Source organism: uncultured Microscilla sp. (assembly GCF_947493425.1).
GTDB lineage: Bacteria > Bacteroidota > Bacteroidia > Cytophagales > Microscillaceae > Microscilla.
Genome location: NZ_CANLRP010000002.1, coordinates 82,313 through 105,720 on the forward strand (window position 1 = coordinate 82,313; position 23,408 = coordinate 105,720).

Below are 23,408 nucleotides of genomic sequence, written 5' to 3' on the forward strand. Positions count from 1 at the left end.
GCCTTCAAACAAACATTTTAATTGTAGTGAAGTACTATATAACCAAGCAAAGAAACCCTCTAACCGAAAAAGTGGTTGTAGTATTGTTTACATAAATGTAAGTATTATTCTTAGCTACCCAAGGCTACAGCCGCAGTTTATTTGAGTAGCAATTTAACGGCGTCGGGTAGGAGAAGTTTTTATGTTTTTATTAGAGGGTGCTTGTGCCCATCTGCGCAAGCAAAAAAACTGTAGATTATGCTTGTTGCCAGTAGAAGCAGTAAATCCCCAAATTGCTTTGGTATTACCTTTGAAAATATCCTTGACCAAATCTCGTTTGCCTCTATGTACCACCACATTGTCTAAGTATACCGTTACCTGTTGGATGGTTGGTTCCCAGCGAAACCGGAAATTATGTAATACACCATCTTCAAGGTTAAATCGAATATCTTTATTATTCCAATATTTGGTGTGGTAATTGGTGCCATTTTCAAGATAAGCCACATGGTCGCAAGTAGGGTCGTTTTGGCGATAGTTTTGGTAAGTATCAAACTCTACTGCTACTGAAGGAGCAATATAGTTTCCTCCATAATAACCACGGTTCCAACGCCCATAACCCATACATTCGCCCCAAGTGCCTATAGCCCTAAAGCCCCGTGCATCATTATGAATCACAAAAGTGATTCCGTCGGCTCCGTTATCATTTTTCTTGCCCAGGTATATATCAAACTCAATCTCAAAATACTTTGACAAATCAAGTTTGGTTTTACAATAAGCAATGCCTCTTTGGTAAGGTTTATCGGCGGTGAGCATAATACATCCATTCTCCATTTTCACGGCATCTTCAATCGTATGAAACTCTTGGGCAAACACCTGATGAGTGAAAAGGAACAACCCTATCAGGCTAAAAAAAAATGAATACATGGCAGTAAAATTAGGGAGTGAAAAAGTAAGTCAGGGCAGATTGTACCTCTTGTTCAATATACCCAAATCCAGAGGCATTTCAAACATAAAAACCGCCTTAACACCCGATTAACAAAGTATACAAGCCAAGTGTTTTGGTCAAAAAAAGAGGGTTGTTTGCTTTCCCTTTCCAAAAGCTTACGATTTAAGGAAAAATAGCGTTAATTTAGCAATACTAAACTGCATTGAAATTGAGAACATTTATAGTCAAAATATTAGCGTATCAACGCATTTCACTTATTCAAACCCTCTGCATAAGTATCTTACTAAGTTTTTTTACTACGCCTGGTAGGGCACAAGATATTTACAAGTCGTCGGCTAAAATAGACAAACGAGTGATAGACCGCCTTACTGTATTAAAGTATCAATACGAAGTAGAGCCCGATGGTACTATTAAGTTTATTTTACCCATTAGCAAAAATAAACGATCTCAAACCCTGTACATCAGGTCGGTAACCGATTGGTATGATCAACTAGAAATACGTGAAATATACTCTGTCATTTATAAGTCAGACAAACGCCCCCCTGAATACATGTTGGCAAAAGTACTGTTTGACAATAGCCGTAAAAAACTAGGAGCCTGGGAATTGATCTACGAAGATGCTCAATATCATATATTGTTTAATGCCAAGGTAACAGCCAATGAGTCGCCTCAAAACATAAAGTCTATTATTGATATTGTAGGGGCTGCCGCTGATGATATGGAGCAGGAATTGTTCATTTCAGACAACTGGTAATGATCTCCTTGACTAGCTTTCACTGCTTAAGTTTTGACCATATCCTACTGTGTGCTTTTTACGTTCAAAATGCATAAAAAAAAAACTTTTGCTCACCCTAATTGGAACATCTATTGCCTAGATTCTAACCATAATCACATTAAGTTTTAACACTATGGATGAGCAGGCAAATTTTAGGGACTATTTTCAGGCATTACCTAAAATAAAAAAATTGCTGGAAAGCAACAATGAAGTAAATCTTGAGTTGGCTTTTCAGTTATTACAAGGGCAAGATATTTCTAATAAATTATTGACCCATATTTTTGCTCTCTCTCTGTTCCATAGCGATCGTACCATTCGCGAAAAGTCTAAGAAAATGTACAAACACTTAGCGCCTGCTGAGTTTTACCAGGCTACCGAACCCGAATGGCGCTATTTGTATAGCCACGTAGACGAAGAAGAAATTTCAGGTTTTTTGGACGTGATCAGCGAAAATGCTCCCATCGATAAAGTAGAAATGGGTAATACAGTGCTTGAGCTCTTGGGGCGTGGCATTCGTTTTTGCCTTGAAAATAAAACGGCGCCTCCAGAAGTGATTTTAGAGCCCTATTACCGTGGCAACCAACTGTTCCTCAAACATTTTAACCTTACCCGACTTCCCAAAGAGATTTGTCTTCTAAAAGGCTTAAAAGTGCTTAACTTGAGCGACAATCAATTGACTAATCTTCCGGCAGAGGTTACCGAATTACGTGACCTTGAAGAGCTCAACCTTCGGAACAATCAACTAACCGAATTGCCTGACAAAGTCATAGAGCTTACCAACTTGCGTGAACTTTGGCTGGGTACCAATCAGTTGGTAGGGCTTCCGCCCGAAATAGGGCAGCTGTTCTCTTTACAAAACCTTTATTTGTACGACAATCAACTTGAGAGCTTGCCTTTGGAGGTAGGACAATTGGTGAGTTTACGTAGCCTATATTTAGACAATAATGAGTTACTCACTTTGCCATCTGAAATAGGCAACTTGACCAACCTCCGAGAGTTGGTGCTTTCTTATAATCGTTTGATTACTTTACCTATACGCATAGGAGAACTTGCTCAGTTAGAAGTGTTGTACTTGCAAAACAATCAGCTTAAGCGACTGCCTGAAGAAATAGGACTGCTGCAAAATTTAGAAGAATTGTACATAGAAAATAATCGAATAACCCATTTACCCGAAGAAATAGCGCAGCTAAGTCAGCTCAAATACTTACATGCTCAAAATAATATGCTTTCATCAGGCGAAAAAGAAAAAATAAGAGAACTATTACCCAGCGCCGAAATTTATTTTTAGTAATATTTGTTGTCATTGTACAATCACTTGTTTTGCAAATACATGAGCAACAAAAACCCGAAACCAAAATGGCTGGAGCATATTCAAAACAATAGCTGGGAGCCTGAACTCTTCATTTCTGGTGGTATCATCTTTACACTGCTTCAAACCACCACCTTTATTCAACATCAAAGTTTTTTGTTGCTGCAAACCAATGGTTATTATGAAACCGTGGTCATTGCCAATTTTTTGATAGCAGCACTCAATGCCCTTATATTTGGCTTTGGATTGCATTTGGTTTTTAGGGGTTTTTGGGTAGCCGCCGTGTGTTTGAGCTACGTTTTTCCTAAAGGCATACAAGCTGATAAAGTAGGCGATTATGCACCACCATTTAAACAAAAGGTAAAAAAAGTAACAGACACTTCTGTAGATTTGGTAGTATGGATGGAGTCGGCAAGTAGCACTATATTTTTCCTCTCATTTTTTTTGTTCTCGCTTATTATAGGGGTTTTGCTTGCCCTCCTCATCATTATTCCACATAGTGGCCTGCGCGAAACCTGGGGCGAAACAGGGTTTCTACTCTTAAAAATAGGCTCAGGAATCATGTTATTGTTAGGCGGAGTATACCTGATCGATTTCTTAACCTTGGGTCTTATCAAAAAGCAACAAAAACTTACCAAAATATATTACCCTATCTACTGGGTATTTTCTATACTATCTCTTTCTTTTTTGTACCGCAGTGCTTACTATGCGTTGGTAACCAATATCAGGCGAAAGTGGTGGTTTGTCATAGGTGTAGTAGTATACATGGTAGTAGCTTTTGCCATTACTCAGTTTTCTTTTGCTGGGTCAAGCCCAATGCCTGCCCTGAGCTTTGGTAATCTCAACCTAAAAAGTTACTTGGGCATTCAATCAAATCGTTATCAATTTCATACGCGTCAATACGAAAACATGCGCAAAAAAAATGACCTGGTTCAGCATGTGTCTATCCAATCCGATATTATTGGTAGCAAATACCTTAAACTGTTTATTGTACATCAAAAAGCCATTGAAAGATTAATGGATGTTGACTGTCAGCAAAAAAAACATTACAAAGTTCAGGCAATCCGGCAACGAAAAATGCTTCATTGTTATCAAAATTTTTACAGAATTTATATAGACAATAAGCGTATACCTCACTTAAAATGGCGTTATTATCAACACCCACATACCAACGAAAGAGGTATTATTAGTTTGGTTCCTATCAACCACTTGACCCCCAGTGAACATACTGTAGAGGTAAAGCTGAATGTAAGTACCAAAAAAGAATTAGAAGAACTGAAGAAATTTGGGATGAAAGATGATATATATGCCTATATTCCTTTCTGGAAAGAGTCTAAGTAAAACGTAATTGAGCACTATTTCATGTTGTCTAAATCTACCCTGTTACACCTCCGTTTGCCATTTTCATTTTTCTTAATGCCGGTTTTTTGCTTTGCTGCTGGCATTGCTTTTTCGGGCGATTGGTTCAGGTTGTTGCTTACTTTTGGCATTTTACACTTGATGGTATACCCTGCAAGCAATGGATATAACTCTTATTATGACAAAGACGAAGAAAGCATAGGAGGCTTGGAACAACCCCCACCCGTCAGCAAACAATTGTTATATGTATCATTGTTGATAGATGGCATTGCCCTCTTATTAAGCCTGATGGTGAGCCTGTGGTTTACTCTAGGTATTTTACTATATGGTTTGGTATCTAAAGCCTATAGCAATGACGCCATTCGCTTAAAAAAAATGCCCATATTGGGTTGGTTAACAGTGGGGTTTTTTCAAGGAGGTTTTACTTTTCTGATAGTATACCAAGGTGTTGCCTTGGCAAGTATGACTCAATTAATGGACGGCAAAATATTGTTTGCAGCTTTGTTAAGCACTGTATTGTTGTTGGGGTCTTATCCTATGACTCAAGTCTACCAACACAGCGAAGATGCCCGACGAGGCGACTTGACCATTAGCCGTATGTTGGGCATTAGAGGTACATTTTTGTTTACAGGTGGGGCATTTGCCTTGGCTACTATGGGGTATGTGTGGTATTTTAGCCAGTATTTTTCTATACAGGTAGCATTTGCTTTTTTGGCAACTCTTTCGCCTGTAGTGCTGTTTTTTGGTTGGTGGTTTTGGCAAACACTCCAAAATCCCAGACAAGCTAATTTTAAAAATACCATGCGTCTAAACCTGTACTCAGCCATTTGCATGAATGTGTTTTTTATTGGTTTAGGTATATGGTTGCAAAGGTAATCAAGTGTATTAACTCTACTGGTTTGATTGCTTAATCTCTCGAAACGAAGTATCTTGCCTTGCTTGTAAACTCAAAAACTATAAGAACATGGCTAGAATAGTAGACCTGTCTAAAACAATAGAATATAAAAAAGAAGATCCTTGGTTTATGCGCATCAAAGTGAAGCATAAACCTCACCGTAAAGCATTTATGCTGATCCGGTATTTTCTAAAATTACCGACAAAACTATTTCCAAAAGATTTTGTGGGTTGGGCAGACGATGCCATTAAGAAAATGGGGGTTCATTCCTCTACTCATATCGATGCCCCTTGGCACTATAGCCCTACAGTAGCGGGGCAACCCGCCAAAACCATAGATCAGGTACCGCTGGACTGGTGTTATGGCGATGGGGTGGTCATTGATATGAGTCATAAACCCGATTTTGAAGAGATTACGGTAGATGACTTGAAAGCCGATTTACAAAAAAATGGTGTAATGCTTACCTCCGGAAATATAGTATTGATTCGTACCGACCGAGATAAATTCAAAGGGGCTGACTTTGTAGACAAGGGTACTGGAATGAGTAAAGAAGCTACCGAATGGCTCATTGACCAAGGCATTAAAGTAATGGGGATAGACCAATGGGGTTGGGATTTACCTTTGCGATATTTGGTAAACGAAGCCAAACGAACCAACAATCCAGATTTGTTTTGGCAGGCACACTTAGTAGGCAAAGACAAAGAGTATTGCCACATGGAACAACTTACTAACTTGTCAGTGTTGCCTGCCAAAGGTTTTAAAGTAGCCGTGTTTCCCCTTAAAATAAAAGGAGCTTCAGCATCACCTGCCAGGGTAGTAGCCATTTTTGATGAATAACAGTAACTTGGTTATTAGCAAACCATTATAGAAAGTGACCTGAATGTCTAAGTCAAAATCTCATTATATACCATGATGTCTACCATATTACAAGTAGAAAACCTGTCTAAATCTTATGTCAGTGGAACAAAAGACCTGACAGTACTAAAAAATGTCAGTTTTAGTTTAAATACTGGTAGTACTGTGTCCATTGTAGGTGCTTCGGGTAGCGGCAAAACCACCTTGTTGGGTTTGTGTGCTGGGCTAGACCGTGCCAGTACTGGTAGTATTGCCCTCAATGGCATAATACTAGATAAGCTAAATGAAGATGAAAGAGCCGCAGTACGTAACCAAAATGTAGGTTTTATCTTTCAAAACTTTCAATTGATACCTACCCTTACTGCTCTCGAAAACGTAATGGTGCCCTTAGAGTTAAGAAAGGAGAAAAATGCAAGAAAAAAAGCGTTACAGCTTTTAGAGAAAGTAGGACTGGCAAATCGGCACCACCATTATGCTTCTCAACTGTCGGGTGGAGAACAACAGCGTGTATCATTGGCAAGGGCGTTTTCTAATCATCCGAAAATTTTGTTTGCTGACGAACCCACCGGAAACCTCGACGAAGAAACAAGTCAGAAAGTAGAAAAGCTCTTATTTAACCTCAACAAAGAAACAGGAACAACACTTGTCTTGGTTACCCATGACATCGAACTTGCTCAAAAGACTCAACGCATTATTCAGCTCAAAGGAGGTGAAGTGATCAGCGATCAGTTGGTTAAACATTAAAAGCTTTTTAACTACTTGTTTAGTTGTTTTTGAGCCAACAATTATGACCAAACATCATCGTTTAATGATAGGGGCTGTAGTAGGGCGCAACCGTCATTATGAATACAGTCAAGAAATGGTGTTCATGATAAAAAGTCAATAATGAAATATTTTTTTACCGTATTACTGGCATGTACGTTGTTTGGTGCTAAAGGGCAGGCTCATGATCCCGAAATGCAAAAAAACGCGGTCATACTCAATTCCAGAATGACTCCTTCCAGTTTGGTACGTACCCGTGTCAAGCAAAAAGAAGCGCTGAAAGGAAATCCTTTTTTGTTTCAAGAAACCAAAAAAGGAGCGGTTAAGATAAAGCACCATTACAACAAAGAGTATGCATTTGCCAACATGCGCTATGATGCATTTAACCATGAGATAGAAGTCGTACTTGAAAACAAAAAGCGTTATATCCGAGGGGTAGACTTAAACGAATTTGCCCTTTATCATGAAGGAAAAAGGCTGTTATTTATCAACGCAAATCACTATTCTTTTAAAAGCACTAAGTTACATGGCTTTGTTCAATTGATAGAAGATGGAGAAGTACAACTGGTAAAAAGGGTGAAAATAGATATTCTGAAGTCAAACTACAATGTAGCACTCAATGTGGGGAATAACTATGATAAATTTATCCGAAAAACAACGTATTTTTATGCTCACAAAGGCGTTTTGTATCAAGTAAAAAGCAAGAGAGACTTGTATCGTTTTTTTTCAAAGCGGAACTTTAACGCAAAGGCGGTGATTAAACAACATAAAATAAAGTTTAGAAAGCAAAAAGAACAGGCGTTTCAATTATTGGCGCGTACTTATAATGCGCAGATAATTGATAAATAAAAACTTTGCCACTACCTATAATACTAAACAACCATTTTGCTTCTTTGTAAAGCATGTTATCCAGAATAATTTTTTTACAAAAAAGGATAGGGTATCAAAACCAACCCTTTTATATTATCAAGCTCAAAACCATGCGCGATTTGCGGGATGAAGAAGGCAACTTATTACCTGACAAACAAAGAGTTACTATCATTGGCAGGTTTTTGAGAAAAACATCCTTGGATGAGCTCCCTCAATTGATTAATATACTCAAAGGTGATATGTGTTTGGTAGGACCACGTCCATTATTGCCCGAATACTTACCCTTATATACTCCCCAACAACTCAAGCGTCATAGTGTAAAACCGGGCATTACCGGATGGGCACAAGTAAACGGGAGAAACTCGCTTACATGGCAGCAAAAGTTTGAGCTTGATTTGTGGTATGTAGAGAATCGCTCCTTTAGGTTAGACTTAAAAATACTTTGGCTGACCTTTTTGAATATATTCAGAAAAAGGGATGGCGATGAACTTGCTGAAAAGTTTAATGGCAAAAATTAACCTGTCATAAGTTTTGTCTATTTTGGGCAAAATTATGAAATCAAGACGCATATACTTATCCCCTCCCGACCTCAAAGGGCAAGAGTTGGAGCATCTAAAAGCTGCATTGCAGAGCAACTGGATCGCCCCTATAGGACATCATCTCGATAAATTTGAGGAACTATTAAGCCAATACCTTGATGGTTTGCCCGTAGTTGCCCTTAACTCAGGCACAGCAGCTATTCATCTGGCGTTAAGATTATTAGGAGTAACAGAAAAAGATGAGGTGATATGCCCTACTTTTACTTTTGTGGCTACTACTAATCCGGTAATGTATCAAAAAGCGACCCCAATATTGATTGATAGCGAGCTTGATACCTGGAATATGTGTCCAGTACAGTTGGAGAGAGCCATTGAAGATAGGCTCAAACAAGGCAAGCCAAAACCCAAGGCCATTATTATCGTGCACCTTTATGGGCAACCCGCCCAACTTACCCAATTGCTGGCCATAGCACAAAAGTATGACATACCAGTAATAGAAGATGCTGCTGAAGCTCTTGGGAGCTGTTACAATGGGCAAAAGGTAGGTACTTGGGGACACCTTGGTGTTATCTCTTTTAATGGAAACAAAATTGTGACCACTTCGGCAGGTGGAGCATTGGTTACCAGGCATATACATGAAGCTAAAAAAGCCATGTTTTGGGCTACCCAGTCAAAAGATAAAGCGCCTCATTACCAACATTCCGAAGTGGGTTATAATTATCGTTTAAGTAACCTGCTGGCAGCTATAGGGGTAGGACAAATGCAACAACTAGAAGAAAAAGTAGCCCACCGACGACGCGTATTTGATTATTATCAACAAAATTTACCTACCGATGTATTGAGTTTTCAACCTGAACTTGCTGGTACTTTCTCAAATCGTTGGCTCACTTGCATTGTATTAAATCAGCAAAAAACTTCTGTAACCCCACTACAGTTGCAAAAAGCTTTGGAGGCTGAAAACATAGAGTCCCGCCCACTGTGGAAACCGATGCATTTGCAACCTCTGCTCCGGCAATGTCCCTATTATGGTCATGCTGTTGCCGAGGGTTTATTCCAGCAAGGGCTATGCTTGCCGTCAGGTGCTAGTCTTCAGGTGGTAGATTTGGACAGAGTTGTAAAGGTAATAAAAAGAGTGCTCTCAGTTTAAATAGCCATACCCTTGTATGCATTGATTGTAAAAATATGAAATTTTTGTTAATTATATTACATTCTTAAAGGTCACGTGATTTTTTTGAGTGTATTGGCATTATAAAAAGCACTAATGTGTATAATTACATTTTATATGATAAAAATATTAAATAAAGATATTTATGTGGTGGTAAGTATTTGATGTAATATTAAATTTTGTTTGAAAAGTTTTTTCACACTTTTTATAAGGTGTTTTTTTAATTGAGAAGTCTTTGTATACTTTTATTTGTTAATGTTTTCTTTTGTTAATTAGCCCTTATTTTGTGTTCAATATTCTGATTACTAGTTTTTTAAGCTCAAGTTTTTTTGTGACTATTAGTTAGTAAAAAAATGTCTGAAGTTTACTTGTGCTGCGTAATAAGATAGGCTTGTGTTTACTTTTTGTATACTACGAATATTTGTTTTGGTTGATTTTTAGTGATAATGTTACATCAGAAAATAGCTATTTCTATTATTCAAACAATCAACCCAAATTATATTATTACTAATCATTTTAATTTTATGCTAAAGCTAAAACATCTGTTCGTTACACTAATCATTTTTACTCTTTTTACTGCTTGTAATAACAACCAGGAAGAAGTAAAACCAAACAATGAAACAACTGTAGAGCAAACTGACATATCAAAACTCAAGGCAGGAGAGATAATACCTGGAATGTATGTAGTAACCTACAACAACCAAAATGCCCGCATGAACTTGGCAGGCAAAGATTTCAGGGCAAGAAAATCTACAGTAAGAAACTATACCAGTAGACTCTTGAAAGAGGACTTTAAAGTACCTACCAAAAACATATACAAAGCGTATGGTACTGCTATTCAGGGTTTCTCAGCAAAACTTACTGAGAAACAAGTAGCTGCTTTGAAAAAAGATCCACGTATTGCCGCTATAGAGCCAGATCGTATTTTGTCTATTAACTACAAACAAGAGAAAAAGTATTTCCAAGCCTTTGCTCAAAGTACTCCTTGGGGTATCAATCGTGTAGGTAGTGCCAACGGAGCAGGCAAAACTGCTTGGGTAATAGATACTGGGGTAGATTTAGACCATCCTGACTTGAACGTAGACGTAAACCGAAGTGTATCGTTTGCTGGACTCTACTTCTGGATATGGAGAATTGGTGATGATACTGACCCGAACGATGGCAACGGTCATGGTACTCACGTAGCTGGAACAATTGCAGCTAAAAATGATGGCAATGGAGTAGTAGGGGTAGCGTATGGTGCTACAGTAGTAGGCGTAAAAGTGCTAGGTTCTGGTGGAAGTGGTTCTACCTCTGACATTGTAGATGGTATTGATTATGTAGCAGCCAATGCTTCGCCAGGCGATGTGGCTAATATGAGTTTAGGTGGAGGTGTTTCTACCGCACTTGACAATGCTGTAATAAACTTGGGCAACACTGGTGTATTGGTTGCTTTGGCAGCTGGTAACGAAAATCAAAATGCTAATAATGTATCTCCTGCGCGTACCAACCACCCCAACGTAGTAACGGTATCAGCTATGGATAGCAATGATAATTTTGCTTCATTTTCTAACTATGGCAATGCGGTAGATTATTGTGCCCCAGGTGTAAGCGTAAACTCTACTTGGAACAATGGAGGATATAGATCAATCAGTGGTACTTCTATGGCTAGTCCTCACGTAGCTGGTTTGTTACTATTAAAAGGTAATACTAACCTAAGCACTGATGGCACCGTAAATGGTGACCCAGATGGAAATGCTGATCCAATAGCAGTAAAATAAATAGTTGAATAATACTTGTATGTTAAAAGCGTGTTCTTACTTAGGACACGCTTTTTTTGTGTGCAAAAGGGAAAGTTATTTTTCAGAAAAGGGCAAAAAAAAAGTGAGCTGGAGCAATGCGTCCAGCACACTTTGGATTACGAACTATGATGTAACTGAAAGTTTAACTGTTACAGTCATTTTTTTGAATGACTTTAGCAGGCATTCCAGTTAAACTAATATTTATAAACTCACAAACTATTTCTATACTAAATAGCAGTACACCTCTTATTAGTTATTACTTTGTTTGATAATTTACTAGGAGCTTCTTTTTTTTAAAAGAATAAGCAGGTGAACTACATCGGGAATACGAATATACGTTATGAAGCTTTGTAGTAAATCTAAAAGTAAACGGTGTTTGTAAGTATGTTATTAATGCTAATGCCTTAATGCCATATCTTACTTTCTATGGTTACAAAGTAAAGGTAATATAGGTATTATTCCTAATTTAGTTAATCTTATTAACTAAATAGCTTGAGAAATTTTACCTTTTAATAATAATTTATCTGATAATTTTTATTGAGAGATTATAAATATTACAAAGGTATATTTACGTGTGTAAATCTTACAAAAAGTTTGAAAATAGCATTTTAGTCTGATGCTTGAAATACATGCGTAAAGGGGAAATTTGTACAACGTACTAAGATTTTTTTTCAGTCATATAGGTGTTTTACCTATGAGTGTGGTATAAATAATTGATTTTAAGTGCTTTATGTGCAGGTTTTTTGCTTGATGAAATGAAAGGATGAGATTGCTAATGGAATAGCTTGCTTTTTTAAGGAGTAAGTTTTGATCTTTTTTGCTACTTTATTTACACAAAGCATTTTATTGTGGGTAGAAATTTACTTAGTTTGATCTTGATTTTTTTAAGACAATTTGAAAAAGTTTCGCGTATTATGCTAAAAGTATTACATAGTATGATATTGTATAAATAAAAAAACGAGACCTTTTGAAAGACCTCGTTTTTGATGCAGTTTATTAAACTTTTTCGCTTATTGATTTCTCATTTTGATAGAGCAACCTATAGCGCGTGTATAGTTTTTAGAAGGCTTTTTGCCTTTGAGTAAGTCAGCAATGGCTGCTTCTACATATTTTTCACTGATTTTGCTTTCATCACGAGCACTATCGTCAATGGCTCCTACATACACTATTTTATATTTTTGTCCCTGCTTTTGTAAAATATATACATGCGGAGTACGGCTTGCCTTGTACGTCCGGGCTACATTAGAGGTAGGGTCAAGCAAGTAAGGAAAAGTGAAACCCTTGTCTTTAGCACGGCCGACCATAGCCTTATAGCCATCACTTGGGTATTTGATAGGGTCGTTAGGATTTACTGCAATTACTGGATACCCTTTGCTTTTAAATTTTTTGTCTAAAGCAACGAGGCGATCTTCATAAGCCACCGAAAAAGGACAGTGATTGCAAGTGAAAACCAAAATAAAGCCTTTGGCATTTTTAAAATCAGCAAAAGAGGTCTTTTTACCTTTATTATTGGCATCCTTTATTTTAGGCAAGTCTTTCATTTCTTTACCTAGCATGCTTTCCTGAGCTTGAGCGTTCAATGCCAAAAGTGCCATTAGAGCAAGGGAAAATAGAGTGGTTATCTTTTTCATAGATAATATAGGTTATTTAATTTGTTTTAAAATTGATTCGACTTTCTTGTTTAGTTCAGCCTCAGTTAGGTCTCCTTTATGAAACCCACGTTTGCCAGCTTTACCATTGATAAACAACGTAACCGGAATGGCTCCATCCCAGCTTTTATTCACCTTAGGAATCCATACATCACTTTTGGTTTCATCTAGCAATAGTACCTGGGTCTTGATTTTTTTTTTCTTAACAAAAAGTTTTACCTTTTGTTCTGAGTCCTCTACTGCCACCAATATTACTTTTACTTTTTGGTGGCTATATTTTGCCTGGAGTCGTTCAAAATATGGTAACTCTTTGACACAAGGGCGGCACCAGGTAGCCCAAAAGTTTACTACATAAGTAATATCATCTTGAGGGTTTACTAGCTTTTCAAGTGTGGCCAGTTTTATTTTTTTTATCTCTTGTGCCTGTACTATAGTAGTAGTGGCAATAAGCAATAAAGTAAATATTATTTTTTTCATAAACGTTTGGTCAATGTATAGCAATCTTCTCAAATATAACCCTTAAAATACCTTTGGGTTGTTAAATGAGTGTTAAAACAACTTTTGTTGCTTTAAATCACCAAGTGTTTTTTACCCTCAAAATAACGTTCTGCCATCACAAAAATTTTGAGATAATAGGTATTGTCTCTGGGTAAAAAATCGGCAATAGAATAGGTGGTAAGTTCATCGTGTATATTTCGACCTTGCACGTTGCTTGTTTCACCTGAAAACAACTTGAGCCCTTCGTTTACCGGAATTTGTACAACAGTGGCAAGCTCCGCCTCTTGAATTCTATAGCTACTCAAAGGGCGGTTGTCAGCCAAAAAGTAGGTATAACAAAATTCGCGATTGATAGCGATTGACCCATGTTGTCCTTGAACGATATTGGCTTCTTGTAATATACCTAAGAATCGTAACTTCTCCCATTGTACCTGTATACCCAGTTCTTCCTCTATTTCGCGGGTGGCTTCCTTATCAGTTTCACCAGCTCCATAGTGCCCAGCTGCCGAAATATCTAAGGTCAATGGGTTATATTCTTTTTGGGCGCTTCGTTGTTGAAACACCACATAAGATTGTTTATTGGTAGAGTCTGTACGCAATATCCAACAATGAATAGTTTTGTGCCAAAGCCCTTTCTCGTGTATTTCTTTTCTTGAGGCAGTGCCCAAATAATTGAGGTTATCGTCAAAATAATCTAAGTTTTCCATCAATTGTGATTGCTTATGTCAATGAGCCAGCAATATAGTCAATTATCCTGCGGTGAAACTATGATAAATTAGCCTGTTGCTTGCTTTTTGTACCTTGAGTAGTTTACCTTGTTCTCAAAAAAAGACAATGTCACTCACAACCATTCAACTGAAAACTCCTTACCTTATTTTTTTAGGAGATGTAGACAACTTTGTATTTGCCAAAACTGGTGCAGGGATTGTTCAATGGTGCCCTGAGCTAGTAAAAGGGCAATTGCGTTTTGCAGGAAATAATTTAAGCTTGAATGTACCAGATATGACTGTGCAGGAAGCCGCCAAAGCAGGAGCAAAAAGCCTGGTATTGGGAGTAGCCCCTATTGGTGGGCAAATCAAAGATCATTGGTTGCGTATATTTGAAGAGGCGTTGGCATTAGGAATGGACTTGGTGAGCGGTTTGCATTACCGTTTAGAACGTTTCCCTTCTTTGGTGGCAACAGCCAAAACATCAGGAGCTCAATTAATTAATGTGCGTACACCTGCTCCAAGTTTTTCGGTAGGTACAGGCAAAAAACGTCTAGGTAAGCGTTTGCTTACGGTGGGTACAGATTGTGCTGTGGGCAAAAAGTATACAGCGTTGGCAATGACTCAAGCATTAAAAGAGCAAGGAATAAACACTACTTTTAGGGCTACCGGACAAACCGGAATTATGATTGCAGGTAGTGGCATACCCATTGATGCTGTCATTACCGATTTTGTTTCAGGAGCAGCAGAAGCTTTATCGCCTGATAATGACTCTAGCCATTGGGATGTAATAGAAGGGCAAGGGTCTATTTTACACCCAGGTTATGCTGCAGTAAGCCTGGGTTTGTTGCATGGTTCTCAGCCCGATGCCTTCGTAGTATGCCACGAGCCTACTCGCCTTACTATGGAAGGGTTTCCAAATACCGCCACTCCTAATATAGCCCAGTGCATAGAGTATACTTTATTGAACGGGCGTATCATCAATCCAAACATTCGGTGTATAGGCATGAGTGTAAACACTGCTCGTTTGCCCGAAGCCGAGCAATTGCCCTACCTTAGTCGTTTGTCCCAAGAGTTTGACCTACCTTGTGTTGACCCTATGCTTACCGGGTGCGATGACCTGGTAGCAAAGTTAATGCAGTCAAGCAAGTAAACCACAAGGAGAGAGTTGTTCATTCACCGTTAGGATTTGTTCCTTGTCGCTTGTATCTTGAGCTTGTAGCCATTAAAATTTATGAGACAAGTACAAATCACCTTAACCCCCTGGATATACAAAGAGCCTTTTGTGCTTACAGGGCGCACAATGACCCAAAGCGAGTTGTTGTATGTAACTATTACTGAAAACGGAATAACAGGTAGGGGCGAGAGTGTGGGTGTGTTTTATACCAATGATCGGGGGGGGATAATACTAGAGCGGGCAATGTCGGTAAAAGCAGCCTTGGAACAAGGCGTTACTCGTCAGGAACTACAAGGCTTACTACCTTCAGGTGGGGCACGCAATGCCATTGATTGTGCTTTGTGGGATTTAGAAGCAAAACAAACAGGTAAAACAATATGGCAACTGCTAAACATTACACCCAAACCAGTACATACTGTTAACACGATTAGCATCAACACGCCAGGTTACATGGCGGCTAAAGCCAAACTAGCAGATACTGCCCATATCAAGGTAAAACTTAATGATGAAATGCCACTTGAGCGTATTACTGCAGTGTGTGAAGCGCGCCCTGATGCTACTATAGTGGTAGATGCAAATCAAGGGTGGACTTTTAACCAATTGCAAGATTTAGCGCCTAAATTTAAAGCATTGGGGGTAAAAATGATAGAACAACCTTTGCCCAGAGGAAAAGACGATGTGCTTGCCAATTATAACTCACCCATTGTGCTTTGTGGCGATGAGTCTTGTTTAGATACCAGCGAGCTGGAGCAAGCTGCCAAAAATTACCAAATGATCAATGTAAAGCTAGACAAGACAGGTGGACTGACTGAGGCATTAAAACTAGTAAAGGCAGCTAAAGCTAAAGGGGTACAATTGATGGTAGGAAATATGGTGGGTACTTCGCTGGCAATGGCACCTGGCTTTGTAGTAGCACAATTCTGTGATTTTGTAGACTTAGATGGAGCGTTGTTTTTAACCAAAGACCGACAATACCCCATGAGTTATGCCAATGGGGTGGTTTCGGGTCTAAGGCCTGAGTTATGGGGGTAACCCCTATTGTATACTACGTTTTTTTAGCACTTTGTTAAAGTCTAAATACAAAGACAAAAAATTGCGTCCACCTGCGGCATGGTAGGTTGCCCGCGAAAAAGCAAGCTCCAGGGCTTTTACTTTGATACGAAATCCGTACGAAAAACCACTAAATCGTGATGCACCCGTTTCGCGTAGCTCACGGTTAATCAAATGATTATACCCCAACCTTATGCTGAAAACTTTTTCAGGTAAAAACTCTCCACCTATTACAAAGTGACGTAGTAAGTTGTCTCCAAAACTTTTTTCTTTAGGCACGGTATTGCCATTGGCGTCAAAGGTAACATCTTGTAATGGGTCAAGGTAGGTGATATCAAACTGTTGCATTTGTTGTAGTGTAAGCGAAAACCTAAAAGGCATGTGTTTAGGTTTAAACGATGTACCTAATTGTACTTCAAACGGCAAACGGCTTTGGGTAAATTCATTGTAATGGCTCAGTACTATTCCTATATTTTTAAATACCAATCCAATTGTCCAGTCATATTTGGGGTGACGAAAAGCACCACCAATATCAGCCGCAATAGCAGTAGAGTGATAAGTTTCTATACTTGAACCGATAAATTTGAGACTGACGCCCATCCTGAAATACTTTACCTGGTGAGCATACCCAAAATTAAACGCAAAATCATTGGCAACAAAAGTACCTATGACTTGCCCATTAGGGTTGGTTTGTTCAAAACTGCCATAAGCCATGTACTGTAGCCCTGCCCCAAATGTACCTACTTTGGGCACATGGTGTACATAAGATAAATGGGTGTTTTTTATATCGGCAAAATACGGAGTGTAATTAAAACCTAGTTTGCGTGAGCTGGACGAATCAATCAAAGCCGGGTTTTGCCAGAGTACATTGGGGTCTGCTTGATGTAGCGATACATTGACTCTGCCCACACCAGCCAGGCGGGCATTGCCTGGCACTTGAAGAAACTCAAAATTTCTTCGTCCGCCAATTTGTGCTTGAGCGCTCAAAAAAAACAAGCTAAGCAAAACAACAGCAATGATTCGTTGCATAAGGTTATTGCATAAAAAAAGCCTTTGAACTTCACAAGTTCAAAGACCCATATGATTATTTAGATTCGTTTTCTTCTTTGATAGATAAATCAAATTGACGCTTTACCTTTTCGGGCAACAGGGCTATATCCAGCACCTGGTCTACATGATTTACAAAGTGAAAAGTTAAATCTTCTATATAATTGCTTTGAATCTCATCTATATCTTTTCGGTTCTTCTCGCACAAAATCACTTCTTTGATGCCCGCACGTTTAGCCGCTAAGATTTTTTCTTTGATGCCACCCACTGGTAATACACGTCCACGAAGTGTAATTTCACCAGTCATTGCCAGTTTTTCTTTTACTTTACGTTGTGTATATACCGATGCAAGCGAAGTAAACATAGCTATACCTGCCGAAGGTCCATCTTTGGGCACAGCTCCAGCCGGAATGTGCACATGCAAGTCAAAGTGTTCAAAAACCCGGTGATCTATGTCTAAGTGGCTCGCTGTGGCTTTTAAATAAGATAATGCTGCTGAAGCCGATTCTTTCATTACATCACCCAATTGTCCCGAAAGGGTAAGCTTACCTTTGCCTCGGCTTAATATCGATTCTATATATAAAATTTCTCCACCTACCTGAGTCCAGGCAAGCCCGGTGACCACCCCCGACACATCCTCGGTTTGGTACTCTTCCTTATCAAACAACTCGATGCCTAGCAAACGAGTAATGTCTTTGGGTTGGATAGTTTTACTATACTTTTCTTCCATTGCCACCGATTTGGCAACCTTGCGTATTACTTTCCCAACTTGACGCTCCAGGTTTCTTACCCCTGACTCACGGGTATAGTTTTCTATTATTTTGTTGATGGCAAGTGGTTGAAACTTCACCTCTTTGGCAGACAAACCGTGTTCTTTGCGTTGTTTAGGGATCAAATGTTTTTTGGCTATTTGTACCTTTTCTTCTTCGGTATAACCAGTAATTTCAATAATCTCCATTCTATCACGCAAAGCAGGGTGGATAGTATCTAATGAATTGGCGGTTGCTATAAACAACACTTTAGACAAGTCATAAGCCAACTCCAGGTAGTTGTCAGAAAAAGTGTTATTTTGTTCTGGGTCAAGCACTTCCAACAAAGCTGAAGCTGGATCACCCCTGAAATCAGAAGAAACCTTGTCTATTTCGTCCAAAATAATGACAGGGTTAGATGACCCCGCTTTTTTTATATTCTGGATAATTTTACCAGGCATTGCCCCAATATAAGTTTTACGATGACCCCTTATTTCAGCCTCATCGTGCAAACCACCCAACGCCATACGAATGTACTTACGGTTAAGTGACTTGGCAATAGACTTACCCAAGGAGGTTTTACCAACTCCCGGAGGGCCATAAAAACATAAAATAGGTCCTCGCATATTGTTTTTGAGCTTTAACACCGCAAGGTATTCTATGATACGCTCCTTTACTTTTTCAAGTCCGTGGTGGTCGCTATCCAGTATTTTTTGGGCTTTGCTTAAGTCCAGCGAATCGCGGGTAATATCATTCCAGGGCAAATCAACCAATAATTCAGCGTAATTTACTGCAATGGGGTATTCGGCCGAAGCTGGATTCATTCGCGATATTTTTACAATTTCTTTTTCAAATTGTTTGGCAACCTCTGCTGGCCATTTTTTCTTCTTGGCGCGCATTTTTAGCCCATCCAGTTCCTGGTCACCAGTCTCACTGCCCAACTCATCTTGTAAAACCTTCATTTGCTGACGCAAAAAGTAGTCTCGTTGCTGTTGGTCAATGTCAGAGTGCACTTTGCTTTGAATCTCCCGTTTAAGTTCAAGCAATTGAATATCTTTATGCATGAATTCCAGCAGCATGGTTGCCCTTTTCAAACCATCGTTGGTTTCAAGCAAACGTTGCTTTTCTAAAGTGTCGGCATTGATGTTAGAAGACAAGAAGTGAGTCAAAAAACTGGCACTTTCTATATTATCCAGTGCAATTTGAGCTTCTTGAGGTATTTCAGGGTTGAGTTTGAGTATTTTGGAGGCAGCCTCTTTCAAAGATGAAATCAAAGCAGTAGTTTCTCGGTCATCCTTTGTTGGAAAGCTCTCACTAATCGTCTCTATACGGGCTTTGATAAAAGGTTCATCCTCGGTAAAGTTCAGAACATTAAACCGTTTCTTCCCTTGTAAAATAATAGTAGTGTTGCCATCAGGCAATACCAACATTTTAAGAATGTGTGCTATTGTACCTACTTGGTATAAGTCATCAGTGGTAGGGTCTTCTATGTCTGAGTTATCCTGTGCAATCACCCCAATAGTTTTATCACTATTGTAAGCTTTTTTTACCAGTTTAATAGACTTTTGTCTACCTACAGTTACCGGAATAACTACACCTGGAAACAAAACGGTGTTTTTTACTGGTAAAATAGGGAGATCGTCGATAATTATATCTTCACTATTTAAATCTTCCGCTTCTTCCTCCATCGAAAGTAAAGGGATCATTTCCACACTATTTTCTTCTGAAGATTCTGAAAGAATCATGTCTATATATGAATAATCATTATTATGACTCATAGAGTAATTTTGATCAAAGGTTTAATGAAGTTGGCACAAATTTAGTAATATTTACTAGCATATAGCGTGGTCTCTTTATATGTATACTTGCATCATACACAAGCCTTATACCAAGTTATTGATTTACGACCATTTGACAGATAAGCATATACTTTCGTATAGAAACTTATTTTTGATTAATATACCATAACATTATACATTAACGTTCACATTTAATCAGGTGTAATCGTTATAATTACAAAGTTAACAGGACTTATTTGTTTGATGAAAGCTTATTCTTATATATTTTGCCTTCTGGCTTTTCTTTTTATTTTCCCACCTAAAATACTAGCTCAACCCCCCGGACAACGTTTAGTAAAAGTCGGAAATAAGGACACATTGTCATATTTTAGTATCAATCACTTCAAATTTAAAAATGTCAACCGAGTTCCTTATTATTATGATAAAGATAAACTTCTAAAAATCAAAAAGCTATACAAGCGGAAAAACTGGCGCAAAATGTATACTGCCCTAAAAGCCTATGTGTTGCAGTTTGGGGTCAAAAATTTTTATAAAGATACCTATTTGCTTTGGCGTTTGGGCAAGTTGTCAGAGCAACTGGGGCATATAGAAGAAGCCAAAAGCTTATATCGTTTGGTATTAAAGCACCACCACAGTGCCCGAAAAAGAGAAATACGACTGTATTACGACTCTTTAAATACCCTTGACAAAGATTATTACTTACCTATAGAATATTACAAAAACCTTGTAGGAGTTCCTAATAAATTTGTGGATACTATGGATGTGGCAAACGCGAATACTACCAAAATGAATGATAGTATTAACTCGCCTTACAGCGACTACGGACCAAGTATTACCAAAAAGGGTAAAAAATCGATGATGGTTTTTACTTCTAAGCGTAAACGTAAGGAATTTTCTTCTGGGAAGGTCACCTTTGACGAAGATTTATACTTTTCGGTGAGGGCTGACTCCTTTTATATTGACAAAGAGAGTGGGGGAATTGATACGATTCCCTGGACGTTGGCAAAGCCTCTGAAAGGCATCAATACAGATGAGTTTAATGAAGGTTCAGCAGTGATGAGTCCAGATGGAAAAACGGTGTTTTTTGTACGTTGTGAAAGCCCGGATGGCTATGGCAATTGCGATATTTTTATGGCAGAAAAACTGGAAGATGGTTCCTATGGCAATATTCAAAACCTGGGGCCTCAGATTAATAGCATTAGCTGGGACTCTCACCCGGCATTGTCACACTCTGGCGATACCTTGTTTTTTGCTTCCGATCGTATAGGGGGCTTTGGCATGTCTGACCTTTACTTTACCTGTAAACGGGGCGATGGTACCTGGGCACCCGCCCAAAATATGGGACCTAATATTAATACTCGCCAAAGTGAAGTAAGCCCATTTTTTCACCCTAGTTTCGATATACTCTATTTTAGTTCTAATGGGCAAATGGTGAACTTTGGCAACTTTGACATATATAAAACTTATAAAATGTATGGGCGATGGACAGAACCACGCAATGTAGGGCCCTTGGTCAATCATGATCAAAATGAATATTATTTTGCGATTGACCCTAAGTCTGCTTTTATGTTTTTTGCCAAAGCCGATACTATTTTACGTTGGGACCACCTTAAGCGGGATTCGGTCAAGGTAGAAGACCTCAATATACACTCTTACCCTTTGCCTATGGAGGCACACCCCAATGCTACTATTAGGCTTTCGGGCAGTGTAAAAGACTCTATTTCGGGCAAGGCTTTTTCAGGAATTGTATCTATCATTGACCTGGACAACGGGATAGAGATTGCGCCCAAACGCTTACGTCCTGATGGTTCTTATGATTTTGAATTGATTAAAAACAACAATTACCTAGTAGTTATTACTGGAGAGGATTTTTATCGAATAGAAAAAGAGTTTTTGCTCCGTGGCGATACTGCCATCAAAATATCTACGCCATCGATTAAGTTCCGAAAGTGGAAGTTTACCTCTATTGAGTTTAAAGAAGGAAAAGCAGATGTAATTCCTGACATGGAGGCAGACCTGGACAAATTAGTGATATTACTTGCTGATCACCCCAAATTAGGCCTTAAAATATCGGGGCATACCGATTCGTCTGGTGACTCTGATTCTAACCTGAAACTATCGCAAGACCGGGCAGATGCGATAAAAAAATACATAGTGGATAAAGGTAAGTTTGACCCCAAACGAGTCACTGCCATTGGTTATGGTGACACGGTACCTATTATCAAAAGTGAAAAAACCGATGAAGATAAAAAGATAAACCGCAGGGTAGAATTTGAAATTATTACTATAGAGTAACCCCACCCATTTTTTAATAATTAGTTCAACGCTTAATATTTGGGATTTACCTAAGATTAGGTTAACTTTTTGTGCATTTTATGTATGAACCAGATGTATATTGAACCTAAGTTGAATTAATTATGAAACAACATTTATTTCTTCCCTTTCTTGTCACATTATTATTCCAGTCGTCTTTGTTTGCCAAAAACCTGGAAGCAATAGCGGTACATCCCAAAGGAAAATATTTGGTAACCGGAGGTGAAAACCGAACCTTGTATATAATAAATACAAGTAGCTTAAAGGTAACTAAACGCGTATGGACAAATGCCAGAATCAAGCGCCTTGTGTTTAACACAAAAGGCAATCGACTGATGGTGTTGACCGATGAAAGGGCATTGGTGTGGTATGACACCAAAACCTGGCAGCCTGTACATAAAATAGAGAAAAACGTGTACCGATTGACAGTAGCAGCACCTCTTGCCAATGTAGCAGTATATCAGGTGCGAAACTTTAGTTTGCCCTCATTTAATCTGGTATCGTTGGACGATGGTAAGGTATTGAAAACTATAGAGCTCAAAGAAAAAATACGAATTTCAAGCTTGGGTTTAAATGCAGAGGGTTCTAAACTGGCACTGTTGACTGCCTCAAGCAAGGATGAATCTGAACCAAAAGAACGTACTCCAAGAGACCTCAAAGGCAAAGAGCGTTATTTGTTTACTCAAAAACATGATGGGCGTAAAACCCAATTGATAGTATACAATATAAAGAGTGATCAACAGGAAAGAAGCCATACATTGTGGTACAGACCCTTTGGTTCTTCGGGTGAGTTATTCATAGGCGATAAAGACGAAGTGTATATTACAAGTTATGCCAATGGACACTTGAAAGTGAGCAAGGATGGTTCGGCAGAGTTTTTTATGTTGCCTAATAGCTATTGTTACGGCAAAGGTTTTAGTGATGATGGAAAAATGTTGGCAGTGGGAGGGCTAAGAAAAGGGACAGTGACTCAACTAAGTTCAATGAAAAGTGTGTTTTTTGAACTTGATAACTTGCCTGGTTTTCCAGAATACTTCTCTGAATTAACGGTGGCCAAGAATGGAAAAGCTTATGCGGTAACTGATGCTTTTCGGGTGATAGAAATAGACAAAAGTGGGAAGGTAAGGGCAGCTCCTGTATACTAAGTAACAGTTTTGGACTGCATAAAAGCCCCTTGACATAGT

Annotated in this window: 20 protein-coding genes; 14 read left to right on the plus strand and 6 right to left on the minus strand. The window is 38.7% G+C overall.

Features of this window, described 5'->3' with window-relative positions; all coding sequences use genetic code 11:
- Window positions 1–153 precede the first annotated feature (153 nt).
- Window positions 154–903 (minus strand): L-type lectin-domain containing protein, encoded by a 750-nt coding sequence (locus Q0954_RS01170; RefSeq protein WP_299452551.1) that lies wholly within the window; start codon window positions 901–903, stop codon window positions 154–156.
- Window positions 904–1,133: 230 nt separating this feature from the next.
- On the opposite strand from Q0954_RS01170, the gene Q0954_RS01175 reads away from it, so the two are divergent.
- The 10 genes from Q0954_RS01175 to Q0954_RS01220 all read left to right on the plus strand — a co-directional run bounded on the left by Q0954_RS01175 (window position 1,134) and on the right by Q0954_RS01220 (window position 11,214).
- Complete coding sequence (locus tag Q0954_RS01175) at window positions 1,134–1,679, plus strand: hypothetical protein (RefSeq protein WP_299452553.1); 546 nt, start codon at window positions 1,134–1,136, stop codon at window positions 1,677–1,679.
- 154 nt (window positions 1,680–1,833) lie between these two features.
- Window positions 1,834–2,988, plus strand: a complete 1,155-nt coding sequence (locus Q0954_RS01180) for a leucine-rich repeat domain-containing protein (protein WP_299452555.1) — start codon at window positions 1,834–1,836, stop codon at window positions 2,986–2,988.
- Window positions 2,989–3,030: 42 nt separating this feature from the next.
- Window positions 3,031–4,350 carry a hypothetical protein gene (locus tag Q0954_RS01185; protein ID WP_299452556.1) on the plus strand — a complete coding sequence of 440 codons (1,320 nt, stop codon included), beginning with the start codon at window positions 3,031–3,033 and terminating at the stop codon, window positions 4,348–4,350.
- A gap of 21 nt (window positions 4,351–4,371) precedes the next feature.
- Window positions 4,372–5,244 carry a UbiA family prenyltransferase gene (locus tag Q0954_RS01190; protein ID WP_299452558.1) on the plus strand — a complete coding sequence of 291 codons (873 nt, stop codon included), beginning with the start codon at window positions 4,372–4,374 and terminating at the stop codon, window positions 5,242–5,244.
- Between the two features lie 88 nt (window positions 5,245–5,332).
- A complete protein-coding gene (locus tag Q0954_RS01195) occupies window positions 5,333–6,100 on the plus strand; it encodes a cyclase family protein (protein WP_299452561.1) in 768 nt (255 codons plus the stop codon).
- A gap of 75 nt (window positions 6,101–6,175) precedes the next feature.
- Entirely contained in the window at window positions 6,176–6,862 is a 687-nt protein-coding gene (locus tag Q0954_RS01200) for an ABC transporter ATP-binding protein (protein WP_299452721.1), read from the plus strand.
- Window positions 6,863–7,003: 141 nt separating this feature from the next.
- Window positions 7,004–7,729, plus strand: a complete 726-nt coding sequence (locus Q0954_RS01205; protein ID WP_299452563.1) for a hypothetical protein — start codon at window positions 7,004–7,006, stop codon at window positions 7,727–7,729.
- 53 nt (window positions 7,730–7,782) lie between these two features.
- Entirely contained in the window at window positions 7,783–8,268 is a 486-nt protein-coding gene (locus tag Q0954_RS01210) for a sugar transferase (protein WP_299452564.1), read from the plus strand.
- Between the two features lie 34 nt (window positions 8,269–8,302).
- Window positions 8,303–9,436, plus strand: a complete 1,134-nt coding sequence (locus Q0954_RS01215; RefSeq protein WP_299452565.1) for an aminotransferase class I/II-fold pyridoxal phosphate-dependent enzyme — start codon at window positions 8,303–8,305, stop codon at window positions 9,434–9,436.
- Between the two features lie 542 nt (window positions 9,437–9,978).
- Window positions 9,979–11,214, plus strand: coding sequence for a S8 family peptidase (locus Q0954_RS01220; RefSeq protein WP_299452567.1), 1,236 nt, complete (start codon window positions 9,979–9,981; stop codon window positions 11,212–11,214).
- A gap of 1,031 nt (window positions 11,215–12,245) precedes the next feature.
- On the opposite strand, the gene Q0954_RS01225 is transcribed toward Q0954_RS01220, so the two are convergent.
- From Q0954_RS01225 to Q0954_RS01235, 3 genes are all read right to left on the minus strand, one after another.
- Entirely contained in the window at window positions 12,246–12,866 is a 621-nt protein-coding gene (locus Q0954_RS01225) for a thioredoxin family protein (protein WP_299452568.1), read from the minus strand.
- Window positions 12,867–12,878: 12 nt separating this feature from the next.
- Entirely contained in the window at window positions 12,879–13,361 is a 483-nt protein-coding gene (locus Q0954_RS01230) for a TlpA disulfide reductase family protein (protein ID WP_299452569.1), read from the minus strand.
- Window positions 13,362–13,453: 92 nt separating this feature from the next.
- Window positions 13,454–14,089 carry an NUDIX domain-containing protein gene (locus tag Q0954_RS01235; protein WP_299452570.1) on the minus strand — a complete coding sequence of 212 codons (636 nt, stop codon included), beginning with the start codon at window positions 14,087–14,089 and terminating at the stop codon, window positions 13,454–13,456.
- Window positions 14,090–14,216: 127 nt separating this feature from the next.
- On the opposite strand from Q0954_RS01235, the gene Q0954_RS01240 reads away from it, so the two are divergent.
- Both Q0954_RS01240 and Q0954_RS01245 read left to right on the plus strand, forming a co-directional pair.
- Window positions 14,217–15,242 carry a DUF1611 domain-containing protein gene (locus Q0954_RS01240; RefSeq protein WP_299452571.1) on the plus strand — a complete coding sequence of 342 codons (1,026 nt, stop codon included), beginning with the start codon at window positions 14,217–14,219 and terminating at the stop codon, window positions 15,240–15,242.
- Between the two features lie 81 nt (window positions 15,243–15,323).
- Window positions 15,324–16,298 (plus strand): dipeptide epimerase, encoded by a 975-nt coding sequence (locus Q0954_RS01245; protein ID WP_299452573.1) that lies wholly within the window; start codon window positions 15,324–15,326, stop codon window positions 16,296–16,298.
- A gap of 3 nt (window positions 16,299–16,301) precedes the next feature.
- On the opposite strand, the gene porQ is transcribed toward Q0954_RS01245, so the two are convergent.
- Together porQ and lon are read right to left on the minus strand one after the other, a co-directional pair.
- The gene (porQ, locus tag Q0954_RS01250) at window positions 16,302–17,345 is read right to left on the minus strand and encodes a type IX secretion system protein PorQ (RefSeq protein WP_299452576.1); all 1,044 of its coding nucleotides are present in this window, start codon (window positions 17,343–17,345) and stop codon (window positions 16,302–16,304) included.
- 55 nt (window positions 17,346–17,400) lie between these two features.
- Window positions 17,401–19,890, minus strand: a complete 2,490-nt coding sequence (lon, locus tag Q0954_RS01255; RefSeq protein ID WP_299452578.1) for an endopeptidase La — start codon at window positions 19,888–19,890, stop codon at window positions 17,401–17,403.
- Between the two features lie 498 nt (window positions 19,891–20,388).
- Here lon and Q0954_RS01260 point away from each other — a divergent pair, with 498 nt between their 5' ends.
- Complete coding sequence (locus Q0954_RS01260; RefSeq protein ID WP_299452579.1) at window positions 20,389–22,206, plus strand: OmpA family protein; 1,818 nt, start codon at window positions 20,389–20,391, stop codon at window positions 22,204–22,206.
- A 122-nt stretch (window positions 22,207–22,328) separates the two neighbouring features.
- Window positions 22,329–23,369 (plus strand): hypothetical protein, encoded by a 1,041-nt coding sequence (locus Q0954_RS01265; protein ID WP_299452580.1) that lies wholly within the window; start codon window positions 22,329–22,331, stop codon window positions 23,367–23,369.
- Window positions 23,370–23,408 lie beyond the last annotated feature (39 nt).

What these genes read in the sequence shown, in the direction of transcription:
- Q0954_RS01170 (WP_299452551.1), bottom strand. Translation starts at nt 903, where the DNA reads ATGTATTCATTTTTTTTTAGCCTGATAGGGTTGTTCCTTTTCACTCAT.
- Q0954_RS01180 (WP_299452555.1), top strand. Translation starts at nt 1,834, where the DNA reads ATGGATGAGCAGGCAAATTTTAGGGACTATTTTCAGGCATTACCTAAA.
- Q0954_RS01185 (WP_299452556.1), top strand. Translation starts at nt 3,031, where the DNA reads ATGAGCAACAAAAACCCGAAACCAAAATGGCTGGAGCATATTCAAAAC.
- Q0954_RS01190 (WP_299452558.1), top strand. Translation starts at nt 4,372, where the DNA reads ATGTTGTCTAAATCTACCCTGTTACACCTCCGTTTGCCATTTTCATTT.
- Q0954_RS01195 (WP_299452561.1), top strand. Translation starts at nt 5,333, where the DNA reads ATGGCTAGAATAGTAGACCTGTCTAAAACAATAGAATATAAAAAAGAA.
- Q0954_RS01200 (WP_299452721.1), top strand. Translation starts at nt 6,176, where the DNA reads ATGTCTACCATATTACAAGTAGAAAACCTGTCTAAATCTTATGTCAGT.
- Q0954_RS01205 (WP_299452563.1), top strand. Translation starts at nt 7,004, where the DNA reads ATGAAATATTTTTTTACCGTATTACTGGCATGTACGTTGTTTGGTGCT.
- Q0954_RS01210 (WP_299452564.1), top strand. Translation starts at nt 7,783, where the DNA reads ATGTTATCCAGAATAATTTTTTTACAAAAAAGGATAGGGTATCAAAAC.
- Q0954_RS01215 (WP_299452565.1), top strand. Translation starts at nt 8,303, where the DNA reads ATGAAATCAAGACGCATATACTTATCCCCTCCCGACCTCAAAGGGCAA.
- Q0954_RS01220 (WP_299452567.1), top strand. Translation starts at nt 9,979, where the DNA reads ATGCTAAAGCTAAAACATCTGTTCGTTACACTAATCATTTTTACTCTT.
- Q0954_RS01225 (WP_299452568.1), bottom strand. Translation starts at nt 12,866, where the DNA reads ATGAAAAAGATAACCACTCTATTTTCCCTTGCTCTAATGGCACTTTTG.
- Q0954_RS01230 (WP_299452569.1), bottom strand. Translation starts at nt 13,361, where the DNA reads ATGAAAAAAATAATATTTACTTTATTGCTTATTGCCACTACTACTATA.
- Q0954_RS01235 (WP_299452570.1), bottom strand. Translation starts at nt 14,089, where the DNA reads ATGGAAAACTTAGATTATTTTGACGATAACCTCAATTATTTGGGCACT.
- Q0954_RS01240 (WP_299452571.1), top strand. Translation starts at nt 14,217, where the DNA reads ATGTCACTCACAACCATTCAACTGAAAACTCCTTACCTTATTTTTTTA.
- Q0954_RS01245 (WP_299452573.1), top strand. Translation starts at nt 15,324, where the DNA reads ATGAGACAAGTACAAATCACCTTAACCCCCTGGATATACAAAGAGCCT.
- porQ (WP_299452576.1), bottom strand. Translation starts at nt 17,345, where the DNA reads ATGCAACGAATCATTGCTGTTGTTTTGCTTAGCTTGTTTTTTTTGAGC.
- lon (WP_299452578.1), bottom strand. Translation starts at nt 19,890, where the DNA reads ATGAGTCATAATAATGATTATTCATATATAGACATGATTCTTTCAGAA.
- Q0954_RS01260 (WP_299452579.1), top strand. Translation starts at nt 20,389, where the DNA reads ATGTATACTGCCCTAAAAGCCTATGTGTTGCAGTTTGGGGTCAAAAAT.
- Q0954_RS01265 (WP_299452580.1), top strand. Translation starts at nt 22,329, where the DNA reads ATGAAACAACATTTATTTCTTCCCTTTCTTGTCACATTATTATTCCAG.